Origin of the sequence: Streptomyces sp. AA1529, from assembly GCF_000280905.1 — a bacterium.
Classification (GTDB): domain Bacteria; phylum Actinomycetota; class Actinomycetes; order Streptomycetales; family Streptomycetaceae; genus Streptomyces.
The window spans coordinates 23472-41557 of the sequence record NZ_ALAP01000058.1; the positions used below are offsets into that span (position 1 = coordinate 23472).

At 74.9% G+C, this 18086-nt stretch carries 20 protein-coding genes; 6 read left to right on the top strand and 14 right to left on the bottom strand.

Features of this window, described 5'->3' with window-relative positions; all coding sequences use genetic code 11:
• Window positions 1-195: 195 nt before the first annotated feature.
• Entirely contained in the window at window positions 196-942 is a 747-nt protein-coding gene (locus A949_RS0117285) for a GntR family transcriptional regulator (RefSeq protein ID WP_019357277.1), read from the top strand.
• Window positions 943-985: 43 nt separating this feature from the next.
• Here A949_RS0117285 and A949_RS0117290 read toward each other — a convergent pair whose 3' ends face one another.
• Window positions 986-2158: an ROK family protein gene (locus A949_RS0117290; RefSeq protein WP_019357278.1), complete on the bottom strand. Its 1173-nt coding sequence runs from the start codon at window positions 2156-2158 to the stop codon at window positions 986-988.
• A gap of 188 nt (window positions 2159-2346) precedes the next feature.
• Between A949_RS0117290 and A949_RS0117295 the strand changes: the two genes are divergently transcribed.
• Complete coding sequence (locus A949_RS0117295) at window positions 2347-2757, top strand: hypothetical protein (protein WP_019357279.1); 411 nt, start codon at window positions 2347-2349, stop codon at window positions 2755-2757.
• Here the strand turns inward: A949_RS0117295 and mug are convergent.
• The 6 genes from mug to A949_RS0117325 form a co-directional block, all read right to left on the bottom strand.
• Entirely contained in the window at window positions 2743-3243 is a 501-nt protein-coding gene (gene mug, locus A949_RS0117300) for a G/U mismatch-specific DNA glycosylase (RefSeq protein WP_019357280.1), read from the bottom strand. The two genes, A949_RS0117295 and mug, sit on opposite strands and share 15 nt — an antisense overlap.
• A 47-nt stretch (window positions 3244-3290) precedes the next feature.
• Complete coding sequence (gene purB / locus A949_RS0117305; RefSeq protein ID WP_019357281.1) at window positions 3291-4721, bottom strand: adenylosuccinate lyase; 1431 nt, start codon at window positions 4719-4721, stop codon at window positions 3291-3293.
• Between the two features lie 11 nt (window positions 4722-4732).
• Window positions 4733-5509 (bottom strand): SGNH/GDSL hydrolase family protein, encoded by a 777-nt coding sequence (locus A949_RS0117310; RefSeq protein WP_237735846.1) that lies wholly within the window; start codon window positions 5507-5509, stop codon window positions 4733-4735.
• A 209-nt stretch (window positions 5510-5718) separates the two neighbouring features.
• Window positions 5719-6729, bottom strand: coding sequence for a hemolysin family protein (locus A949_RS0117315; RefSeq protein ID WP_019357283.1), 1011 nt, complete (start codon window positions 6727-6729; stop codon window positions 5719-5721).
• Window positions 6726-8087 carry a hemolysin family protein gene (locus tag A949_RS0117320; RefSeq protein ID WP_019357284.1) on the bottom strand — a complete coding sequence of 454 codons (1362 nt, stop codon included), beginning with the start codon at window positions 8085-8087 and terminating at the stop codon, window positions 6726-6728. The genes A949_RS0117315 and A949_RS0117320 overlap by 4 nt, the downstream gene beginning before the upstream one ends.
• Window positions 8088-8294: 207 nt before the next feature.
• On the bottom strand, window positions 8295-8720 hold the full coding sequence (locus tag A949_RS0117325) for a GNAT family N-acetyltransferase (protein ID WP_026004751.1): 426 nt from the start codon (window positions 8718-8720) through the stop codon (window positions 8295-8297).
• A 257-nt stretch (window positions 8721-8977) separates the two neighbouring features.
• Between A949_RS0117325 and A949_RS0117330 the strand changes: the two genes are divergently transcribed.
• Together A949_RS0117330 and A949_RS0117335 are read left to right on the top strand one after the other, a co-directional pair.
• Window positions 8978-9241, top strand: a complete 264-nt coding sequence (locus A949_RS0117330; protein WP_019357286.1) for a hypothetical protein — start codon at window positions 8978-8980, stop codon at window positions 9239-9241.
• Entirely contained in the window at window positions 9238-9609 is a 372-nt protein-coding gene (locus tag A949_RS0117335; RefSeq protein WP_019357287.1) for a hypothetical protein, read from the top strand. Before A949_RS0117330 ends, A949_RS0117335 begins: the two co-directional genes overlap by 4 nt.
• A gap of 17 nt (window positions 9610-9626) precedes the next feature.
• On the opposite strand, the gene bioD is transcribed toward A949_RS0117335, so the two are convergent.
• From bioD to bioB, 3 genes are read right to left on the bottom strand one after another with little or no spacing between them, the layout of a single operon-like run.
• Window positions 9627-10379 carry a dethiobiotin synthase gene (bioD, locus tag A949_RS0117340; RefSeq protein ID WP_019357288.1) on the bottom strand — a complete coding sequence of 251 codons (753 nt, stop codon included), beginning with the start codon at window positions 10377-10379 and terminating at the stop codon, window positions 9627-9629.
• A 1-nt stretch (window position 10380) separates the two neighbouring features.
• Window positions 10381-11715 carry an adenosylmethionine--8-amino-7-oxononanoate transaminase gene (locus A949_RS0117345; RefSeq protein ID WP_019357289.1) on the bottom strand — a complete coding sequence of 445 codons (1335 nt, stop codon included), beginning with the start codon at window positions 11713-11715 and terminating at the stop codon, window positions 10381-10383.
• Window positions 11708-12796, bottom strand: a complete 1089-nt coding sequence (gene bioB / locus A949_RS0117350) for a biotin synthase BioB (RefSeq protein ID WP_019357290.1) — start codon at window positions 12794-12796, stop codon at window positions 11708-11710. Before bioB ends, A949_RS0117345 begins: the two co-directional genes overlap by 8 nt.
• A 204-nt stretch (window positions 12797-13000) precedes the next feature.
• On the opposite strand from bioB, the gene A949_RS0117355 reads away from it, so the two are divergent.
• Both A949_RS0117355 and A949_RS0117360 read left to right on the top strand, forming a co-directional pair.
• Window positions 13001-14170, top strand: a complete 1170-nt coding sequence (locus tag A949_RS0117355) for an 8-amino-7-oxononanoate synthase (protein WP_019357291.1) — start codon at window positions 13001-13003, stop codon at window positions 14168-14170.
• A 290-nt stretch (window positions 14171-14460) separates the two neighbouring features.
• The gene (locus A949_RS0117360) at window positions 14461-14892 is read left to right on the top strand and encodes an ATP-binding protein (protein ID WP_019357292.1); all 432 of its coding nucleotides are present in this window, start codon (window positions 14461-14463) and stop codon (window positions 14890-14892) included.
• A gap of 48 nt (window positions 14893-14940) precedes the next feature.
• On the opposite strand, the gene A949_RS0117365 is transcribed toward A949_RS0117360, so the two are convergent.
• From A949_RS0117365 to A949_RS0117380, 4 genes are all read right to left on the bottom strand, one after another.
• Window positions 14941-15621: a hypothetical protein gene (locus A949_RS0117365; protein ID WP_019357293.1), complete on the bottom strand. Its 681-nt coding sequence runs from the start codon at window positions 15619-15621 to the stop codon at window positions 14941-14943.
• Window positions 15622-15656: 35 nt separating this feature from the next.
• Window positions 15657-16667 (bottom strand): DMT family transporter, encoded by a 1011-nt coding sequence (locus A949_RS0117370; RefSeq protein ID WP_019357294.1) that lies wholly within the window; start codon window positions 16665-16667, stop codon window positions 15657-15659.
• Window positions 16668-16942: 275 nt separating this feature from the next.
• On the bottom strand, window positions 16943-17272 hold the full coding sequence (locus A949_RS0117375) for a hypothetical protein (RefSeq protein ID WP_019357295.1): 330 nt from the start codon (window positions 17270-17272) through the stop codon (window positions 16943-16945).
• A gap of 6 nt (window positions 17273-17278) precedes the next feature.
• Window positions 17279-17923 (bottom strand): ATP-dependent Clp protease proteolytic subunit, encoded by a 645-nt coding sequence (locus A949_RS0117380; protein WP_026004753.1) that lies wholly within the window; start codon window positions 17921-17923, stop codon window positions 17279-17281.
• Window positions 17924-18086: the final 163 nt, after the last annotated feature.

Genomic DNA, 18086 nt, shown 5'->3' on the forward strand with positions numbered 1-18086 from the left:
AGTGATCGATGATCGATCATCGCAGTCGGCGGGTCGGGCGACAAGGGGCCGGCCCGACCCCGGGGCATTGGTCTTGACCAAGGGTGGGGGGCGTCCTAGGGTCGGTAGGCATACGCAAGGACCTTTAAAAAACAAGGACGCATAAACACCGGCCGCACACCGTCCGTCGGGTGTTCGGGGATTGCGGAGGCAAGGGTGGGGACCACGCAGTTGGAGACGGTGCCGGAGCCGAAGTACTGGCATCTGAGGACGGTGCTCTCCGAGGCGCTCGACTCGGAGTTCGCGGTCGGCGAGATCCTGCCGAACGAACGCGAACTGGCCGCCCGCTTCGGAGTCGCCCGCGCGACGCTCCGCCAGGCCCTGGAGCAGCTCGAACTCGAAGGACGCCTGCAGCGCCGCCGCGGCGTCGGCACCACGGTCGCACCGCCCCGGGTGGGCGTCGACGTCGGCTCCGAGTCCGGCCCGCACACCTGGCCCGGCGCCCCGGGCGACGCCTGGCACGCCGAGGAGTACGCGGAGGGCCCGGCCCCCGCCGCGGTGGCCCGCACCCTCGGTGTGGCGGCCGACACGCCCGTCCACGTGGTGCTCCGCAGCCGGACGACCGGCGGCCAGCAGGTCGCCTCCGAGATCCTCTACGTCCCCACCGCCTCGGTTCCCCCCGTTCCCGCGGGCGACGGCTCCCGGGCGGCGCGCGCCCGCACGGTGCTGCGCGAGCTGCACCGGCTCCCCTTCGGAGGGCAGGACCGCACGGTCGAGTTGGGCTCCGCACGGGCCGAGGACGCGCGCCGCCTCGACCGGCTGCCCGGCGCGCCCGTACTGGTCGTCACGACGCGCTATCTGTCCGACGGCGGCACCGCCGCGGTCTCCGTCGCGACCTACCGGGCCGACACCTGCCGGCTCTCCTTCAGCGACACGGACCCGGTACCGGTCCTGGCGAGCTGACCGACACCCGCCCGCGGGGCCGACGCCACCGCGGGTGCGGTGGTCAGCCGGCGGTCCCGGCGCCCTCCACGGTGAACAGCTCGCTCTCCGTGCGGTCCAGGGCCACCCGCAGGGCCCCTGTCGCCACCGCCGTGTCGCCCAGCCGGGAGAGCGCCACCCGCGGCGGGCGCAGGCAGTAGCGCTCCAACTCGGCGCGCAGCGGGTCCAGTGCCCCGTCCAGCCCGGAGGCCCAGCCGCCGACCACCAGCAGCTCCGGGTCCAGCGCCAGCACCAGGGCCGCCACATCGTGCACCAGCCGCGCGAGGAAGCGGTCCATGGCCCGTCGCGCCCGTCCGTCCCCCACCCGGGCCTCCGCGAACACCCGGGCCACGGCCGCCTCGTCGAGCGGATGCAGCGGCTCGTCCGTCGTGGACAGCAGCCGCTCGGGCGTGACCTCCCGGCCCAGCAGGTGCAGCGCCCCGATCTCCCCGGCCGCTCCGCCGAAGCCCCGGTGCAGCCGACCTCCGATCAGTGAGCCGGCACCGGGGCTCAGCCCGGCCAGCACCATCACCACGTCGTCCACGCCGCGCGCCGCACCCTTCCAGTGCTCGGCCAGCACCGCGGCGTTCGCGTCGTTCTCCACCAGTACCGGGCAACGGAAGGAGCGGCGCAGCCGCTCACCCAGCGCGAGTCCCGTCCAGCCGGGCAGCGCCGTGCCCAGCCGCACCGTGCCGTCGGCCTCCACGATGCCCGGAGTGCCCACGCCGACCGCGCGCAGCGCGTCCCGGGCGGTGCCGGTCCGCCGCAGCAGCTCCGCGACGGTGCCCCGGATCCGCTCCAGCCGCGCTTCGGCCTCCGCCGCCTCGTCCACCTCGCGGGTCAGGGACCCGGTGAGCCGGCCGGTCAGATCCGAGAGGACGGCCGCCACCCGGTGCGGCCCGATCTCCAGGCCCAGCAGCTGGCCCGCCTCCGCGCGGAACCGGAAGCTCCGCGCCGGGCGCCCGCGGCGCGCCGTGCCGCCCGGTCGCGCCGCCGCGTCCGCGGCCTCGGCGACCAGCCCCGCCTCGATCAGATCCTCGACCACGCCCTCGACCGTGGGCCGGGACAACTCGGTGGCCCGCACCAGTTCGGTGAGGGTCAGCGCCGCCGGAGCCGTCGTCCCGCGCAGCGCCCGCAGGACCACCGTGGAGTTGATGCGCCGCAGCAGGGAGGGGTCCCGTCCGGTCAGCTTGCTCACGCTCCGCCTCCCTGCCTGTGCGTGTGGTGCGGATCGTAACCGCTGCGGGGGGACACGGCGAGCGGTGGCCGCACCGCGCCGACCTGCGGCCGCCCGGCGGGGCGGTGCCCCCGTGCCGCGGACCCGCGGCGGCCCGCGGCGGCAGGGCCGCCCAACCGGCTGTCGGTGCCGCACGGTTGACTGCTCCTATGCACCTCGCGCACCACCTTGCCGCCCTCGACGGACTGCGGGCCGACCCCGCCGCCCGGACCGCCGTGTTACGTACCGCGGACCCGCACCCCGACGGCGACGCGGTCGAACTCCTGGAAGCGGAGCGGGAAGTCCGCGCCGACCACGAAGCGCTGCTCGTCCTGCTGTCCCGGCGCTGGGGCGAGCCGGAGACGGTCGACCTCGGCCCGCATCTGCTGGCCGCCGCGGAGGGCGCCGCCCTGCCCGAGCCCGAGCGGACGGTGTGCTGGCGGGTCGCCGAACTGGCCGTGTGGACGGTGGGGGACCGCTGGGTGGGCGTCGGGCTGGCCCGGTGCGGCGAGGACATCCCGCTGCAGCTCCTGGCGGCCGCGGGGGAGCGGGGCAGGAGCGCACCGTCAGTCCTCGGCTGACGCCGCCCGCAGCTCGCCGAACTTCTCGGCCAGCGCGGACGGCGTGTAGTGCGCGTTGAGCCCGCTGGGATTGGGCAGCAGCCACACCGGCACGCCGCCCACCAGCCGCTCCTGCGGCCCCACCGCAGCGCCCGGGACGTCGAAGGCCGCGCGGTAGGCGGTCACGCCCAGCACGGCGAGCCACTTCGGCCGCAGCCGCGCCGTCTTCGCCTCCAGCAGCCGCCCGCCCTCGGCGAACTCCGCGCGGGTCAGCTCGTCGGCGCGCGCCGTGGCCCGGGCGACGACGTTGGTGATGCCCAGCCCGTGGGCGAGCAGCTCCCGCTCCTCCTCGGGGAGCAGCCGCCGCGGGGTGAACCCCGAGGCGTGCAGCGCGGGCCAGAACCGGTTGCCGGGCCGGGCGAAGTGGTGGCCGGTGGCGGCGGAGAGCAGCCCGGGGTTGATACCGCAGAACAGCACCCGCAGCCCCTCGGCCGCCACGTCCGGCACCTGCTTGCCGCGGGCCGCCGCCAGCTCCCGGGCGGTGAACCGCGGAGTCAGAGGATCGCTCCGGGCCGGTAGCCGGCGGCGTCGGGGTGCAGCGCGGCGACCTCCTGCACGCGGCTGACGATCTCCGCGGTCTGTGCGGCCGCCGCGCCGGTGAACGAGAGCCGGTCCGCCATCAGTGCGTCCAGCGCGGCGCGGTCGAGCGGGATGCGGGAGTCCGCCGCGAGCCGGTCCAGCAGCTCGTTGTGCTCCGCCCCCTCGCGCATCGCCAGGGCCGCGGCCACCGCGTGCTCCTTGATCGCCTCGTGTGCGACCTCCCGGCCGACCCCGGCCCGCACGGCGCCCATCAGGACCTTCGTCGTCGCCAGGAACGGCAGGTAGCGGTCCAGCTCCCGGGCCACCACGGCGGGGAAGACGCCGAACTCGTCCAGCACCGTCAGGAACGTCTCCAGCATCCCGTCGAACGCGAAGAAGGCGTCGGGCAGCGCCACCCGGCGCACCACCGAGCAGGACACGTCGCCCTCGTTCCACTGGTCCCCGGCCAGTTCGCCCGCCATGGAGGCGTAGCCGCGCAGGGTCACCATGAGGCCGTTGACGCGCTCGCAGGAGCGGGTGTTCATCTTGTGCGGCATCGCCGAGGAGCCGACCTGCCCCTCCTTGAAGCCCTCGGTCACCAGCTCCTGGCCGGCCATCAGCCGGATCGTCCTGGCCAGCGACGAGGGGGCGGCGGCCAGTTGCACCAGCGTGCCGACCACCTCGTGATCCAGCGAGCGGGGGTAGACCTGCCCGACGGAGGTGAACACGCGCCCGAAGCCCAGGTGCTCGGCGATCCTGCGCTCCAGGTCGGTCAGCTTCTGCTCGTCCCCGCCGAGCAGGTCCAGCATGTCCTGCGCGGTGCCGACCGGCCCCTTGATGCCGCGCAGCGGGTAGCGGCGCAGCAGCTCCTCCACCCGCTCGAAGCCGACCAGCAGCTCGTCGGCTCCGGTCGCGAACCGCTTGCCGAGAGTGGTGGCCTGCGCCGCGACGTTGTGCGAGCGGCCCGCCATCACCAGCGCCGCGTGCTCGCCCGCCAGCGCGCCCAGCCGCTGCAGCAGGGCCACGGTACGGTCGCGGGCCAGCTCCAGGGAGAGCCGGATCTGGAGCTGCTCGACGTTCTCCGTCAGGTCCCGCGAGGTCATGCCCTTGTGCACGTGCTCGTGCCCGGCCAGCGCGTTGAACTCCTCGATGCGCGCCTTCACGTCGTGCCGGGTGACCTTCTCGCGCTCCGCGATCGAGGCGAGGTCCACGTCCTCGACCACCCGCTCGTAGTCGGCCAGCGCCTCCTCGGGCACGGCGATGCCCAGGTCCCGCTGTGCCTTGAGCACGGCGAGCCACAGCCGCCGCTCCAGCACGATCTTCGACTCGGGGGACCAGATGCGGACCAGTTCGGGGGAGGCGTAGCGGGACGCCAGGACGTTCGGGATGCGCGGCTTGTCACTCACGCCGCCCGAGTCTACGGGGCCGCGCGGTCCCCGGCGCTCCCGGGCGGCGGCGGGGCGGCCCCGGAGCCGACGGTTTCGTCGCAGGCCAGTGGGGCCAGCTCCGGGCGCTTGGGGGTGCGGCCGTCGCCCGAGGAGCGGCCGGTCAGCCGCCGCCCGATCCAGGGCAGCAGGTGGACCCGGGCGAAGCGCGCGTCCGCTGCGCGCCGCGCCGTCCAGGAGGGTGCGGCGGCGGGCGGCAGGGGGGTGTTCCAGTCGCTCCCGGGCGGCAGCCCGAGCCGCTGCCAGACGGCCTCGGCCACTCTGCTGTGCCCCTCGGCCGTCAGATGCAGCCGGTCGTCGGCCCACATGCGCGGATCGCCCAGCGCCTCCGAGCCGAACAGGTCGACCACCAGCGCGCCGTGCCGGTCCGCCAGCCCGTCGATGAAGTCGAAGAGCTGCTCCATCCGGGCCCGGTAGCGCTCCAGCACCGGTCCGCGGCGCCCCGGGCTGCGCATCAGCACCAGCGTCCCGCAGGAGGGCGCCAGGGTGGCGACGGACTCCTCCAGCAGTGCGCAGACCCGCGCGGTGTCGCATCCGGGCCGCAGCACGTCGTTGAGACCGCCCACCAGGGTCACCAGGTCGGCCTCCATCGCCGCCGCGGGGGCGACCTGGTCGGCCGCGATCTGCCCGATCAGCTTGCCGCGCACCGCGAGGTTGGCGTAGCGGAACTCCGGCTCCCGGGCCGCGAGGCGGGCCGCGAGCAGATCGGCCCAGCCCCGGTAGCCGCCGCCCGGCAGCAGATCCGACATCCCTTCGGTGAACGAGTCGCCCAGGGCGACGAACGAGCGAGGGGCGGCCGGCGGGCGGGCGGGTTCCGCGGACGGGGCGGGTGCGGCACTGGTCACGGTCGCCCATGGTAGCCCGTTGCCCCGAGCAACGACCTTGCGGTGTCCCCCGGGGCCACGGATCCATGAGCCGGCGGGCCGGCGGGCCGAGCCGACGGCCGGCCTGGCTGCCGCTACGCCTGGCCGACCAGCTCGCGCAGCACGTCCTCCATGGTCACCACACCCGTCGCCCGTCCGTCCGGGCCGGTGACCGCAGCCAGGTGGGTTCCGCTGGAGCGCATGGCCCCCAGCACGTCGTCCAGCGGCAGCGAGGCCCGCACCCGGGCGATGGGACGCATCGCCGTGAGCGGGAACGCGGCCTCCCGGGGCGAGGCGTCCAGCGCGTCCTTGACGTGCAGATAGCCCAGCACCCGACCGTCGTCGTCCACCACCGGGAACCGGGAGAACCCGGACTCGGCCGACAGGTTCTCCAGCCCCTCGGGGGTCACGCCGCGGCCTGCCGTCACTACCTTGTGCAGCGGCTGCGCCACCTCGGCGATCGGCCGCCTGCCCAGCTCCAGCGCGTCGCGCAGCCGTTCGGTCGAGCGGTCGTCCAGCAGCCCGGCCTCACTGGAGTCGGCCACCATCTGGGCGAGGTCGTCGTCCGAGAACGCGGCCTCGACCTCGCTCTTCGGCTCGACCCGGATCAGTTTGAGCAGCGCGTTGGCGAACGAGTTCACCGCGAAGATCACCGGACGCAGCGCCCGCGACAGCGCCACCAGCGGCGGCCCCAGCAGCAGCGCGGTCCGCTCCGGCCCGGCCAGCGCGATGTTCTTGGGCACCATCTCGCCCAGCAGCATGTGCAGGTACGTCGCCAGCGACAGCGCGATCACGAACGAGACGCCGTGCGCCACGCCGTCCCCGACGCCCGCCGCGTGGAAGGCCGGCTCCAGCAGATGCGCGATGGCGGGCTCGGCGACCACACCGAGCACCAGGGTGCACAGCGTGATGCCCAGCTGTGCCGCGGCCAGCATCTGCGCCACGTGCTCCAGGCCCCACAGCACCTTGCGGGCCTTCTTGTCACCCTCCTCGGCCAGCGGCTCGATCTGGGCGCGGCGCACCGAGATCAGCGCGAACTCCGCGCCCACGAAGAACGCGTTGGCCACCAGCGTCAGCAGCCCGATCAGCAGTTGGAGCACCGTCATCGCTGTGCCTCCGCCCGGTCGCCGGTCTCGGACCCGGCCGGGTCGTCACCGGGTTTCGGCCCGTACAGCCGCACCTGCGCGGCGCGGCGGCCGCCGGCGTCCATGACCGTCAGCTCCCAGCCGCCGACCGACACGGTGTCCCCGGCGGCGGGGATGCGGCCCAGCTCGGTGGCGATCAGCCCGGCGAGCGTCTCGTAGGGGCCCTCCGGAGTGCGCAGCCCGATGGCCTGCAGCTGATCGGTGCGCGCGGCGCCGTCCGCCACGTAGACGGGCCTGCCCTCCGCGTCCTCCCCGGCGGGGGCCAGGTCGGGGGTCTCCAGCGGGTCGTGCTCGTCGCGCACCTCGCCCACGACCTCCTCGATGATGTCCTCCAGTGTGACGACGCCGGCCGTGCCGCCGTACTCGTCGATGACCACCGCGATGCTGCGGTCGCCGCCCGAGAGCTGGTCCAGCAGCCGGTCGACGGTCAGCGACTCGGGTACCAGCAGCGGCTCCCGCATCAGATCGGTCACCGGCCGCAGCCGCCGCTCGGCGGCGGGTACCGCCAGCACGTCCTTGATCCGGACGATGCCGACGACGGTGTCCAGGTTCCCCCGGTAGACGGGGAAGCGGGAGAGCCCCGTGGCGCGGGTGGCGTTGGCGACGTCCTCCACGGTGGCCTGCACCTCGAGCGAGGTCACCTGCACCCGCGGCGTCATGACGTTCTCCGCCGTCAGCTCGGCCAGGTGCAGGGTGCGCACGAACAGGTCGGCGGTGTCCTCCTCCAGCGCGCCCTCCTTGGCGGAGTGCCGGGCCAGCGCCACCAGCTCCTGCGGCGAGCGGGCCGAGGCCAGCTCCTCGGTGGGCTCCAGGCCCATCCGCAGCAGCACCCGGTTGGCGGTGTTGTTCAGATGGCGGATCAGCGGGCGGAAGGCCGCCGAGAAGGCCCGCTGCGGCGTCGCCACCGCCCGGGCCACCGGCAGCGGCCGGGAGATCGCCCAGTTCTTGGGCACCAGCTCGCCGATCACCATCAGCACCACCGTGGAGAGCGCGGTGCCGAGCACCAGGGCGACGGAGGAGGAGGCCGAGGACGGTACGCCGAGCGAGCGCAGCGGTCCGGCGATCAGCTTGGCCACGGACGGCTCGGCGAGCATGCCGACGACCAGATTGGTGACGGTGATGCCCAGCTGCGCCCCGGAGAGCTGGAAGGTGAGGGACCGCACGGCCGCCAGCGCGCTCTTGGCCCCCCGGTCGCCGCGCTGCTCCGCCCGCTCCAGCTCGCTGCGCTCGACGGTGGTCAGGGAGAACTCGGCGGCCACGAATCCGCCGCAGGCCAGGGACAGCAGCAGTGCCACGAGCAGCAGCAGGACTTCCGTCATCGACCGTTCACCTCCTTCCCATCGTGGGACAGCGGTGGCCGGTACGCGCGACGTCGGAGGCTGCTACTGGGAGGGTCGCCCATGGGCGGACGCTCACACCTTTCGGATCCGATGACTGTGCCGGGCCCGCGGGAGTGCGGGCCCGGCTTCGTGTACAGCGTAAACGGGCCGGACGGTCCCCCGGTTCCCGCACGCGGGAACCGGCCGTCAGGAGGCCAGCGGCTTGACCCAGCGGCTCCACTGGGGCTGCGGAGCGTAACCGGCGGCCTGCCAGACCCGGTGTGCCCGCTCGTTCGCGTCCAACACCATGGCGTCGCCGCGCCGCCCGCCGAGCGCCGCGAAGCGCTCCTCCGCGGCGGCCAGCAGGGCCCGGGAGACGCCCTGCCGCCGCCGCGCGGGCAGCACCGCGAGCCGGTAGAGGGAGCAGCGCCAGCCGTCCCACCCGGCGATGACCGTGCCGACCAGCCGCCCGTCCTGTTCCGCCAGCAGCAGGGCCTCCGGGTCCCGGGCGAGGAGCCGGGCCACTCCGTCCCGGTCGTCGCTGACGCTGGTGCCCTCCGCCGCCTCCTGCCAGAAGGCCAGCACCCGGTCGATGTCGGACGCGGCCCCCGGGCGTATCGCAAGATCCGTCATGGCCCGCATCCCAGCACGGGCCGCCTCCGGCCGCCACGCCGTTTCGCCTGGTGGGCGGGTGGTCGGGTGGTCGGCGGGGTCGTCCGGGGCGGTCGGCGGTGCCGGGCCCGGCGTCCGCCGCGTGCTTCCACCACCGGAGCGAACGTGTCCATGAAGGGGGCCGGCACGGTGAGACGGGCCCGGGGCCGGGTTCCGGAACCCCCGTGTCCGCGCCGTACACCTGTTCACCGCTAGCGGAGCGGTGCTAGCGTGGTGCTGTGGCGAAGACGCAACTGAACGTCCGGGTGGACGAGGGCACGGCGCAGGCCGCCAGGGAGCGGGCGCTGGCCCGCGGCGTGAGCGTGAACCGGTACATCGAGGAACTCGTCCAGCGGGACGCGGCCGAGGTGGGCCGCGCCTTCGTGGACGCGGCAGCCGACTTCATGAAGAGCTACGCGTCCGTCTTCGCCGAGGAACTCGACGCCGCCGGAGCCGATGAGCGGGATGCGGGGAGCGGGGCCGGAAGCCCGCCCGCCGCGTGAGCGTCCGCGTCGACCTCGCCTGGCTGCTGATCCTCGCCGAGCAGAAGACCCCGGGCGACCCCCGGGTCACCGACTACGGCGCGCTCGTCGCCGCCGTCAGCCGCCACGAGGCCGCCGTCTTCGGCCGCCCCGTCTACCCCGCACCGCACGACCGCGCCGCCGCACTGCTGCAACTCCTGCTGCACGTACCGGCCCTGGAGCGCTCCAACGCGCTGTTCGCCTCCGCCGTGGCCTACGGCTACCTCGTCGCCTGCGGACTCAAGGTCGTCACCTCTCCCGAGCGGATACGCGACCTGGCCCGGCTCGTCAAGGACGGCACCGCCGACCTGACCGCGATCTCCGCCGAGTTGCGCACCTGGACCCTGTGAGAGACCGGCGGCGGCGCTCAGCCGAGCGCCGCCGCATCGGCGGCACCCCCCAGTTCGGGTGCCAGCCAGCCCGGCGCCCGGGCACCGAACCGCGACGGCGGCAGCGCGCCCGCCCCCTCCGGGACGGCCCCCAGCAGCGGCAGCCCGGTGTACCGGGGCAGATCGGTCGGGTTGCACCGTTCGGCGAGGCCCGGTGCCCCCGGCATGCTGCCGATCACCAGTCCCGCGCACTCCACGCGGCGCGCCCGCAGCGCCTCCGCCGTCAGCGCCGCCGTGTTCAGCGTGCCCAGCCCCGCCTCGACGACCACCAGCACCGGCGCTGCCAGCAGCCGGGCGGCGTCGGCCAGCGTCGAGCCCGCGCCGTCGAAGCGCACCAGCAGCCCGCCCGCACCCTCGACCAGGACGAGGTCGTACGAGGCGGCCAGCTTCCCGGCCGCCTCGGCGACGTCCCCGGCCGACACGTACGGCATCCCCGCGCGCCGCGCCGCCGTCTCCGGCGCCAACGGATCCGGATAGCGGGCCAGTTCGGCGCCGGTCACCGCGCCGGGTGCCGACGCGCTGCCGCCGGCCAGCCGCAGCACCTCCGCCACGTCGCCCGGTTCGCCGGCCGCCACCCCCGTCTGCGCCGGCTTGAGCACGGCCACCGAACGGCCGGCGCGCAGCGCGCACGCCGCCACCGCCGCCGTGGTCACCGTTTTCCCGATCTCCGTACCGGCTCCGGAGACGCACAGCACGCCCCGCGCCACCGCCATGTCCGCCCCGTCCCGCATCTCAGCCCTCCCGAGCCGCCGCGCACATCGCGGCGGCGATCCGTGCCACGTCCTGCTCGCCGGTGATGTACGGCGGCATCGCGTAGACCATGTCGCGGAACGGCCGCAGCCACACCCCGGCACGCACCGCGGCGGCGCTCGCGGCTGCCACGTCCACCTCGTGGTCCAGGCGCAGCACCCCGATCGCGCCGAGCACGCTCACCTCCCGCACCCCGGGCAGCTCCGCGGCCTGCGCCAGCCCGCTGCGCAGCCCCTCGGACACCTGCCGGACCCGCGCCCGCCAGTCCTGGGACAGCAGCAGATCCAGCGAGGCGCCCGCGACGGCGGACGCCAGCGGGTTGCCCATGAACGTCGGACCGTGCGCCAGCACCGGCACCGAACCGCGCGCGATCCCCTCCGCCACGCGCGGCGTGCACAGTGTGGCCGCCATCGACAGATATCCGCCCGTCAGCGCCTTGCCGACACACATCACATCCGGGACCACCCCGGCGTGGTCGGCCGCGAACAGCTCCCCGGTGCGGCCGAATCCGGTGGCGATCTCGTCCAGCACCAGCAGCACGCCGTGCGCGTCGCACGCCTCCCGCAGCGCCCGGACGTACCCGGGGGAGTGGAACCGCATCCCGCCCGCGCCCTGCACCACCGGTTCGACGACGACGGCGGCCAACTCGTGCGCGTGCCGCTCGATCCGCTCGTGCAGATGCGCCACGTAGGCCGGGTCCGGTTCCGCCGCGAAGCCGGCGGGCGGCGCGTCGGCGAACACCTGCACCGGCAGCGCACCGGACCACAGGTGGTGCATCCCGCCCTCCGGGTCGCACACCGACATCGGCTGCCAGGTGTCCCCGTGGTAGCCGCCGCGCCAGGTCAGCAGCCGCCGCTTCTCCGGACGCCCCAGCGAACGCCAGTGCTGCAGGCACATCTTGACGGCGACCTCGACCGCGACCGAGCCGGAGTCCGACAGGAAGACGTGCTCCAGATCGCCGGGCGCCACCTCGGCCAGCCGCGCAGCCAGCCGCACCGCGGGCTCGTGGGTCAGCCCGCCGAACATCACATGGCTCATCCGGCCGAGCTGGTCGCGGACGGCCTCGTCGAGCACCGGGTGCCGGTAGCCGTGTACGGCCGACCACCAGGACGACATGCCGTCGATCAGCTCCCGCTGCCCGTGCGCGGGTTCGGCCAGCCGCAGCCGCACCCCCGCGGCGGACTCCACCACCAGCGGCTCCGCGGTCCCGGGCATCGGCCCGTACGGGTGCCACACATGCTGCCGGTCCAGGGCGAGCAACTCCCCGGTGGCGGCGCCCGGTCCGGCGGGCGCCGCCGGGGCGGTGCTCTCAGGCATTGGGCGGCAGCTCCGTCCCCGTGCCCCGCAGCCGGACCGCGACCCGCTCGTGCGGGGCGGAACCGGACTCCTCGCGCCGGTGCTCGGGCAGCGTGGTCGTCTCCGCGCCCTCCACCTCGAAGCCGGAGTCCGCGATCATCTCCAGGTCGGCCTTGCCCGCCTGCCCCTCGCTGGTGAGGTAGTCGCCCAGGAAGAGGGAGTTGGCAAGGTGCAGCGCCAGCGGCTGCAGAGACCGCAGATGCACCTCGCGCCCGGCGGCCAGCCGCACCTCCACGTCCGGGCACACGAACCGCACCATCGCCAGGATGCGCAGCGCCCGCTGCGGAGTCAGGTTCCACTCCTCGGCCAGCGGCGTGCCCTCGAACGGCAGCAGGAAGTTGACCGGCACCGAGTCCGCGTCCAGCCCGCGCAGCGAGAAGGCCACCTCGACCAGGTTCTCGTCCGTCTCCCCCATGCCCGCGATCAGGCCGGAGCAGGGCGAGAGCCCGGCACCCCGGGCCTGCTTGACGGTCTCCACCCGGTCCTCGTAGGTGTGCGTGGTGCAGATGTCCGCGTAGGTGGACTCCGAGGTGTTGAGGTTGTGGTTGTAGGCGTCGGCCCCCGCCTGGCGCAGCCGCTCCGCCTGGCCGTCGGAGAGCAGACCGAGGCAGGCGCACACCTCGACGCCCTCGTTCCGCTCCTTGATGGCCCCGATCGTCCTGGAGACCCGGTCGATGTCGCGGTCGGTGGGGCCGCGGCCGCTGGCCACCACGCAGACCCGCTTGGCGCCGCCCTGCACCCCGGCCTCGGCGGCCTCGGCGGCCTCCTCGGGCTTGAGCCAGGTGTACTTGAGGATCCCGGCCTCGGAGCCGAGCCGCTGGGAACAGTAGGAGCAGTCCTCCGGGCACAGCCCCGACTTGAGGTTCACCAGGTAGTTGAGTTTCACCCGCTTCCCGAACCAGCGGCGGCGCACCTTGCCGGCGGCTGCCACCACGTCCAGCAGGTCGTCATCGGTGGTCCGCAGCACCGCGAGTGCTTCGTCCCGGGTGGGCGTCTCGCCGCGGAGCCCCTTGTTCACCAGTGAGTTCAGCAGGTCGTCCATGGGCACGATCCTTGCCCATGCGACCTTGCTGGGTAATGGAGGAAGCCTACAAGACCGCTTGAGCGAGGTGTGGAAGTTGTCACACGTCGACCGGCGTTATGGCAGGTTAGGTTCTATTGACTGCCTACAAACATCCAGGCCGCGCAACCCGCCGGGCGCACCCGCCGCCCGGACGGGCGGCGCGGGTGACCGAAGAGAGCTCCCATGTCCCAGGACCCCTTCGCGTGGACCGCCGAGGCACTCCGGAAGCGCCGCGCGGCGGGACTGCTGCGCACCCTCGCGCCCCGGCCCGCCGACTCCCCGCTGCTGGACCTGGCGGGCAACGACTACCTGGGCCTCTCCCGGCACCCGGACGTCGTCCGCGCCGCGGCCGAGGCGGCGCTCCACTGGGGTGCCGGAGCGAGCGGCTCCCGCCTGGTGACCGGATCCACCGAACTGCACGCCCGGCTGGAGTCCGAACTGGCGGACTTCTGCGGCTTCGAGTCCGCGCTCGTCCTCTCCTCCGGATACGCCGCGAACCTCGCCGCGGTCACCGCGCTCACCAACGCGCCGGGCGGCGGCGGGCTGCTGGTCTCCGACGCCCACAACCACGCCTCGCTGATCGACGGCTGCCGCCTCTCCCGCGCCCGGACGGCCGTCGCCGCGCACGCCGACCCGGAGGCCGTCGCCAAGGAGCTGGCCGGACACCCCCGGCAGGCGGCGGAGGGACCCGCGCTGGTGGTCACCGACTCCGTCTTCTCCGTCGACGGGGACGCGGCACCGCTGGCGGAGCTGGCCGGAGTGTGCTCGGCGGCCGGAGCCGGGCTGCTCGTCGACGACGCACACGGGCTCGGCGTACTGGGCGACGGCGGCCGGGGCGCCGCCCGCGCGGCCGGGCTGGCCGGCACGCCCGGCACGGTCGCCACGGTCACCCTGTCCAAGTCGCTGGGCAGCCAGGGCGGCGCGGTCCTGGGCCCCGCGCACGTGATCGCGCACCTGGTGAACACCGCCCGGACCTTCATCTTCGACACCGGGCTGGCCCCCGCGGCGGCGGGCGGCGCACTCGGCGCCCTGCGGCTGCTGCGCGCGGAGCCCGAACGCGCGGCCCGTACCCGGGCCGCCGCGGCCGGACTGCACACCCGGCTGACCGCCGCCGGGCTGGCGGCCACCCGGCCGGACGCCGCCGTCGTCTCGGTGCGCGCCCCCTCGCCGCAGGCCGCGGTGGAGTGGGCGGCCGCCTGCCGTGCCGCGGGCATCCAGGTCGGCTGCTTCCGGCCCCCGTCCGTCCCCGACGGCATCTCCCGGCTGCGTCTGACCGCCCGCGGCGACCTGGCCGAGCAGGTGCTCGCCGACGCCGCCGACACGGTGATCGCCGCGGCGCCGCGCACCGGCTGAGCCCCCGGTTCCGGGGCCCGGCCGCGCCCGCGCTTCTCCGGGCGCCCGATGTGCGGGCAGCCGTGATACGTCCCCAGGGGGTTGCCTTGGGCCGGGCGCGGCAGAGTTCACCGCTTCGGGCGACACAACTCCCGGCAGGCAGGGCGATCGGGCGCACGGCGCCGTGCGGAGTGGCACGCTGTCGCGCAGCGGTTGCCGGGGGCGCTCCCCGAGCTTCCCGGGCGGGCGCAGACCGAGCCCGCCGCCGCGCGACGGAGGAGCCAACGGCCCCGGAAAGGGACGGCCTCGCCATGGCGGACCACCAGGAAGCGACGATCACCCTGCCGACTGCACCGACCTCCGTCACGGCCGCGCGCCGGCATGTCACCGACACTCTCCGCGCGTGGGGGCTGCCCGACGGCGCGGACGCCATGGACGTGCTCCGCCTGATCGTCTCCGAACTCGCCACCAACGTCGTCCAGCACACCTTCGGCAGATCGCCCGGCTTCACCGTCGACCTGCGGCTGGAGGAGGCCGAACGGCTGCGTCTGGGAGTCACCGACAGCCATCCGGGCAGACCGCGGCGGCAGTCGGCCGCGGCCCAGCAGGACCACGGGCGCGGACTGGTCGTCATCCGTACGCTGACCGCCGAGTCCGGCGGCACCGTGCACGTCGCGCCCATGCCCGACGGCGGCAAGACCATCTGGGTGGAGATTCCCTGGCTGCCGCTGCCCGCCGGATGAGCGGCCGCGCCGGGCGCGCCGAGCCGGCGGACGCGCCCTGCGGGTTCGTCACCCGGCGGTCCCGGCGCCGCCGCCCCCGGGCCGGAGCAGCACCTCCGCACCGACCGGGACGAACCCCGCGGCGAGGAAGGCCCGCAGGCTCGCCGCGTTCCCGGGCGCGACCTGCGCCCACAGCGCCTCGTGCGGCGGCACCAGGGTCCGGGCCGCGGCCGCCAGCGCCCGACCCAGCCCGGCGCCACGTGCCGCGGCCTCGACCTCGACGGCCACCTCCCACCGCCCGGCCACGCCCGTGCCGGTCACCAGCGTGCCACCGCCGGCCGTGGTCCAGACGCGGACCTGCGAACGGTGCGCCAGGGCGTCGGCGATCCGGGGATGCGCCGGGCCCGACATCCCGGCCGGGTTCCGCATCTCCCGCAGCTCCTCGCGCTGCGCCGCGGGACCGGTGCCCGGCGGGAGGACGAGCAGCACGTCGATGCCGCCCGCCTCCCGCCCGGTCCTGTCGCACAGCGCGCCGAGGAACGGCGGGCCCATCGGTGCGCCGAGGTCGTCGGGCGGCACCCGGCGCCGCACCCACTCCGGCGGCACGTCGGCGAAGACGACCGTGTGCCCGGTCAGTGCCAGTACTCCCGCGTCCCGGGGCGAGGGCCGGGGGAGCACCGTCAGTCCGCCGTCGGGCGGCGGGAATCCGCCCTGTGCGGCCGACTCGAGGATCTTCGCGAGCGCGTCCATCCGCCGGAGGGTAGCGCTGCGTCGGCAGCAGGCGCTCAGCAGGCGGTGCGTTCGGAGCCTGCCGTGGCCGTCTCCGCCCGGGCCAGCAGCACCACCGCGGCCAGCAGTACCGAGGCGCCCAGAAGCATCGGCAGGGTCAGCCGCTCCCCGAGCAGTCCCACCGCGAGGGCGGTCGCGCTGACGGGCTCGATCAGCATGACCACCGACGCCGTGGCCGCCCGGACGACGGCCGCACCCGCGAAGTAGAGCGGGTACGCTAGCGCCGTCGGCACCGCTCCCATGTACAGGAGCAGCAGTGCCACCCGGAGCGGTTCCCCGGTGTGCGGCAGCACCCCCTCCACGGCCGCGCACGGCAGCAGCGCCACCGCGCCGACGCCGAGCGACCACGCGGTGAGGGTGAAAGCGCTCTCCGGCAGACCGGTACTGCCCACCCACCGGGCCAGCAGCACCGAGACCGCGATCGAGACAGCGGAGAGCAGGGCGAGCGCGACACCGGCGGGCCGCACCTCGTCTTCGCCCCCGCCCAGTACGAGGACGGCCAGCCCTGCGGGTGCGGCGGCGACGGCGCACAGCCCGCGCCGGCCCGGCCGCTCCCGCAGCACGATCCGGGCGCCCAGGGTCACGAACACCGGTGCCGCGCCCAGCGTCACGATCGTCGCGACGGCGACCCCCGTGGCCGGCACGGCGGCGAAGTAGGCGGTCTGGAAGAGCGCCATGCACAGGCCGGTCGACAGCCGGACCACGTACCGGGACCGGCCGCGGGCCGGCGTGTCGCGCCCCGGACCGCCGGTACGACCGGTACTGCCGGGACGGCTGGTCCGGGCGGGGCGCCGCCGCAGCAGCGCCCCGCCCACGAGCAGTAGGACCAGCCCGCCGACGTAGCGCCAGAAGGACATCGCCAGCGGCCCCAGGTCGCCGGCGGAGTGGAGGACATCGACCGCCGCGCCCGTGGTGCCCCAGGTGGCACCGGCGGCGGCGAGGAAGAGCAGGCCCTGCCCGACAGGCAGGCCGAAGGAGCCGGTCGGACCGGCGGAAGAAGTGGACACGAATGTGCTCCGCGTGAGGAGAGGTCGGTGAACGGACCCGTTCGCGGGCACCACCGACCTCCGCGGCGGAGGTCGTCCGTCCGCCGCGGCAGTCGCGCGTGGCCGCCCGCCCTACGCGGGGGGCGGGGAGATGAGCAGCGGAGCCGAGTTCATGATCGGGACCCTAGCCGTCGGGGGCACGGCCGTCACCTGGATTCCGGGCGCCGCTGTGCGCCGCCCTACGCCGCCGCGCACCGCTGGATCCCGGTCCGCGGGCACCCGGTGTGCCGGGTGCCTCAGCTGCCGGGCCCGTCCGGCTCGGGCGCCGGAAGCAGGACCCGCTCCGCGCGCCGGTCGCCCTCCAGCACCCGCAGCGCCCGCTCCAGCGTCCCGGCATGCAGGGTGCTCTCGCCGCGTTCGTGCATCAGCGCCAGCGCGTCCCGCAGCCGGACCGCCTTGCTGACCAGGCCCTGTGCGGCACGCAGCGCTCCGTAGGTGTCGCGGCCGCGCGCCGGGTTGATCCGGCCGACCAGGTCGAGCGCCTCCAGATAGGCGTCGACCAGCTCGCTCTCGGCGCGGGTCAGCGCGGGCAGCGGCGGCAGGCCCGGCGGCCAGTCGCGGGGCATGCCGGCTCACCGCCGCGCCGGGGAGGGGGCCGGCTTCCGGGTGGCGGTCAGCCGGTCGACGAGGCCGTAGTCGACGGCCTGCTGTGCCGTGAGGATCGTGTCGCGTTCGAGGTCCTGGCTGATCCGGTCGCGGGGCCGGCCGGTGTGGCGTGCGTACAGCTCCTCCAGCAGTGCGCGGGTGCGTGCCATCTCCCGTGCCTGGATCTCGAGGTCGTCGGCCTGCCCGTGCACGGGTTCGTGCAGCGAGGGCTGGTGGATGAGGATGCGCGCGCCCGGCAGCGCGAGCCGCTTGCCGGGGGTCCCGGCCGCCAGCAGCACGGAGGCGGCAGAGGCCGCCTGCCCCATGCACACGGTCTCGATGTCACAGCTGACGAACCGCATCGTGTCGTAGATCGCGGTCATCGCCGTGAACGAGCCGCCCGGTGAGTTGATGTACAGCGAGATGTCCTGGTCCGGTGCGGCGTGCTCGAGGTGGATGAACTGCGCCATCACGTCGTTGGCGGAGGTGTCGTCGATCGGGCTGCCCAGGAAGACGATCCGCTCCTGTAGCAGCTTCGCGTACGGGTCCATCGTGCGCGTCCCGCTGCTGGTGCGCTCGGTGAACTCCGGCAGGACGTACCGGGCTGTCGGTGCTGGTGGCTGGTTCCGCATGGCGTCGCACTCCACTCTCCCGCGAGAAACGTACAGGTTGTACAGAACGTACGTTGAGCAGCGTGCCATGAACGGGCTCCAACGGTCCCCTGCCCAGGGCGCATTCCGCTGCGGGCGAAGCGCCGGGGCCGGCCCTCGGGGCCGGCCCTCGGGGCCGGCCCCC

Coding starts and splice junctions, on each gene's coding strand:
- A949_RS0117345 (WP_019357289.1), bottom strand. CDS start 11,715: ATGCCTGAGAGCACCGCCCCGGCGGCGCCCGCCGGACCGGGCGCCGCC.
- A949_RS0117325 (WP_026004751.1), bottom strand. CDS start 8,720: ATGACGGATCTTGCGATACGCCCGGGGGCCGCGTCCGACATCGACCGG.
- A949_RS0117380 (WP_026004753.1), bottom strand. CDS start 17,923: ATGCGGAACCAGCCACCAGCACCGACAGCCCGGTACGTCCTGCCGGAG.
- A949_RS0117310 (WP_237735846.1), bottom strand. CDS start 5,509: ATGTCGGATCTGCTGCCGGGCGGCGGCTACCGGGGCTGGGCCGATCTG.
- A949_RS0117355 (WP_019357291.1), top strand. CDS start 13,001: ATGTCCCAGGACCCCTTCGCGTGGACCGCCGAGGCACTCCGGAAGCGC.
- A949_RS0117295 (WP_019357279.1), top strand. CDS start 2,347: ATGCACCTCGCGCACCACCTTGCCGCCCTCGACGGACTGCGGGCCGAC.
- A949_RS0117360 (WP_019357292.1), top strand. CDS start 14,461: ATGGCGGACCACCAGGAAGCGACGATCACCCTGCCGACTGCACCGACC.
- A949_RS0117365 (WP_019357293.1), bottom strand. CDS start 15,621: ATGGACGCGCTCGCGAAGATCCTCGAGTCGGCCGCACAGGGCGGATTC.
- A949_RS0117375 (WP_019357295.1), bottom strand. CDS start 17,272: ATGCCCCGCGACTGGCCGCCGGGCCTGCCGCCGCTGCCCGCGCTGACC.
- A949_RS0117315 (WP_019357283.1), bottom strand. CDS start 6,729: ATGACGGTGCTCCAACTGCTGATCGGGCTGCTGACGCTGGTGGCCAAC.
- A949_RS0117320 (WP_019357284.1), bottom strand. CDS start 8,087: ATGACGGAAGTCCTGCTGCTGCTCGTGGCACTGCTGCTGTCCCTGGCC.
- bioD (WP_019357288.1), bottom strand. CDS start 10,379: ATGCGGGACGGGGCGGACATGGCGGTGGCGCGGGGCGTGCTGTGCGTC.
- bioB (WP_019357290.1), bottom strand. CDS start 12,796: ATGGACGACCTGCTGAACTCACTGGTGAACAAGGGGCTCCGCGGCGAG.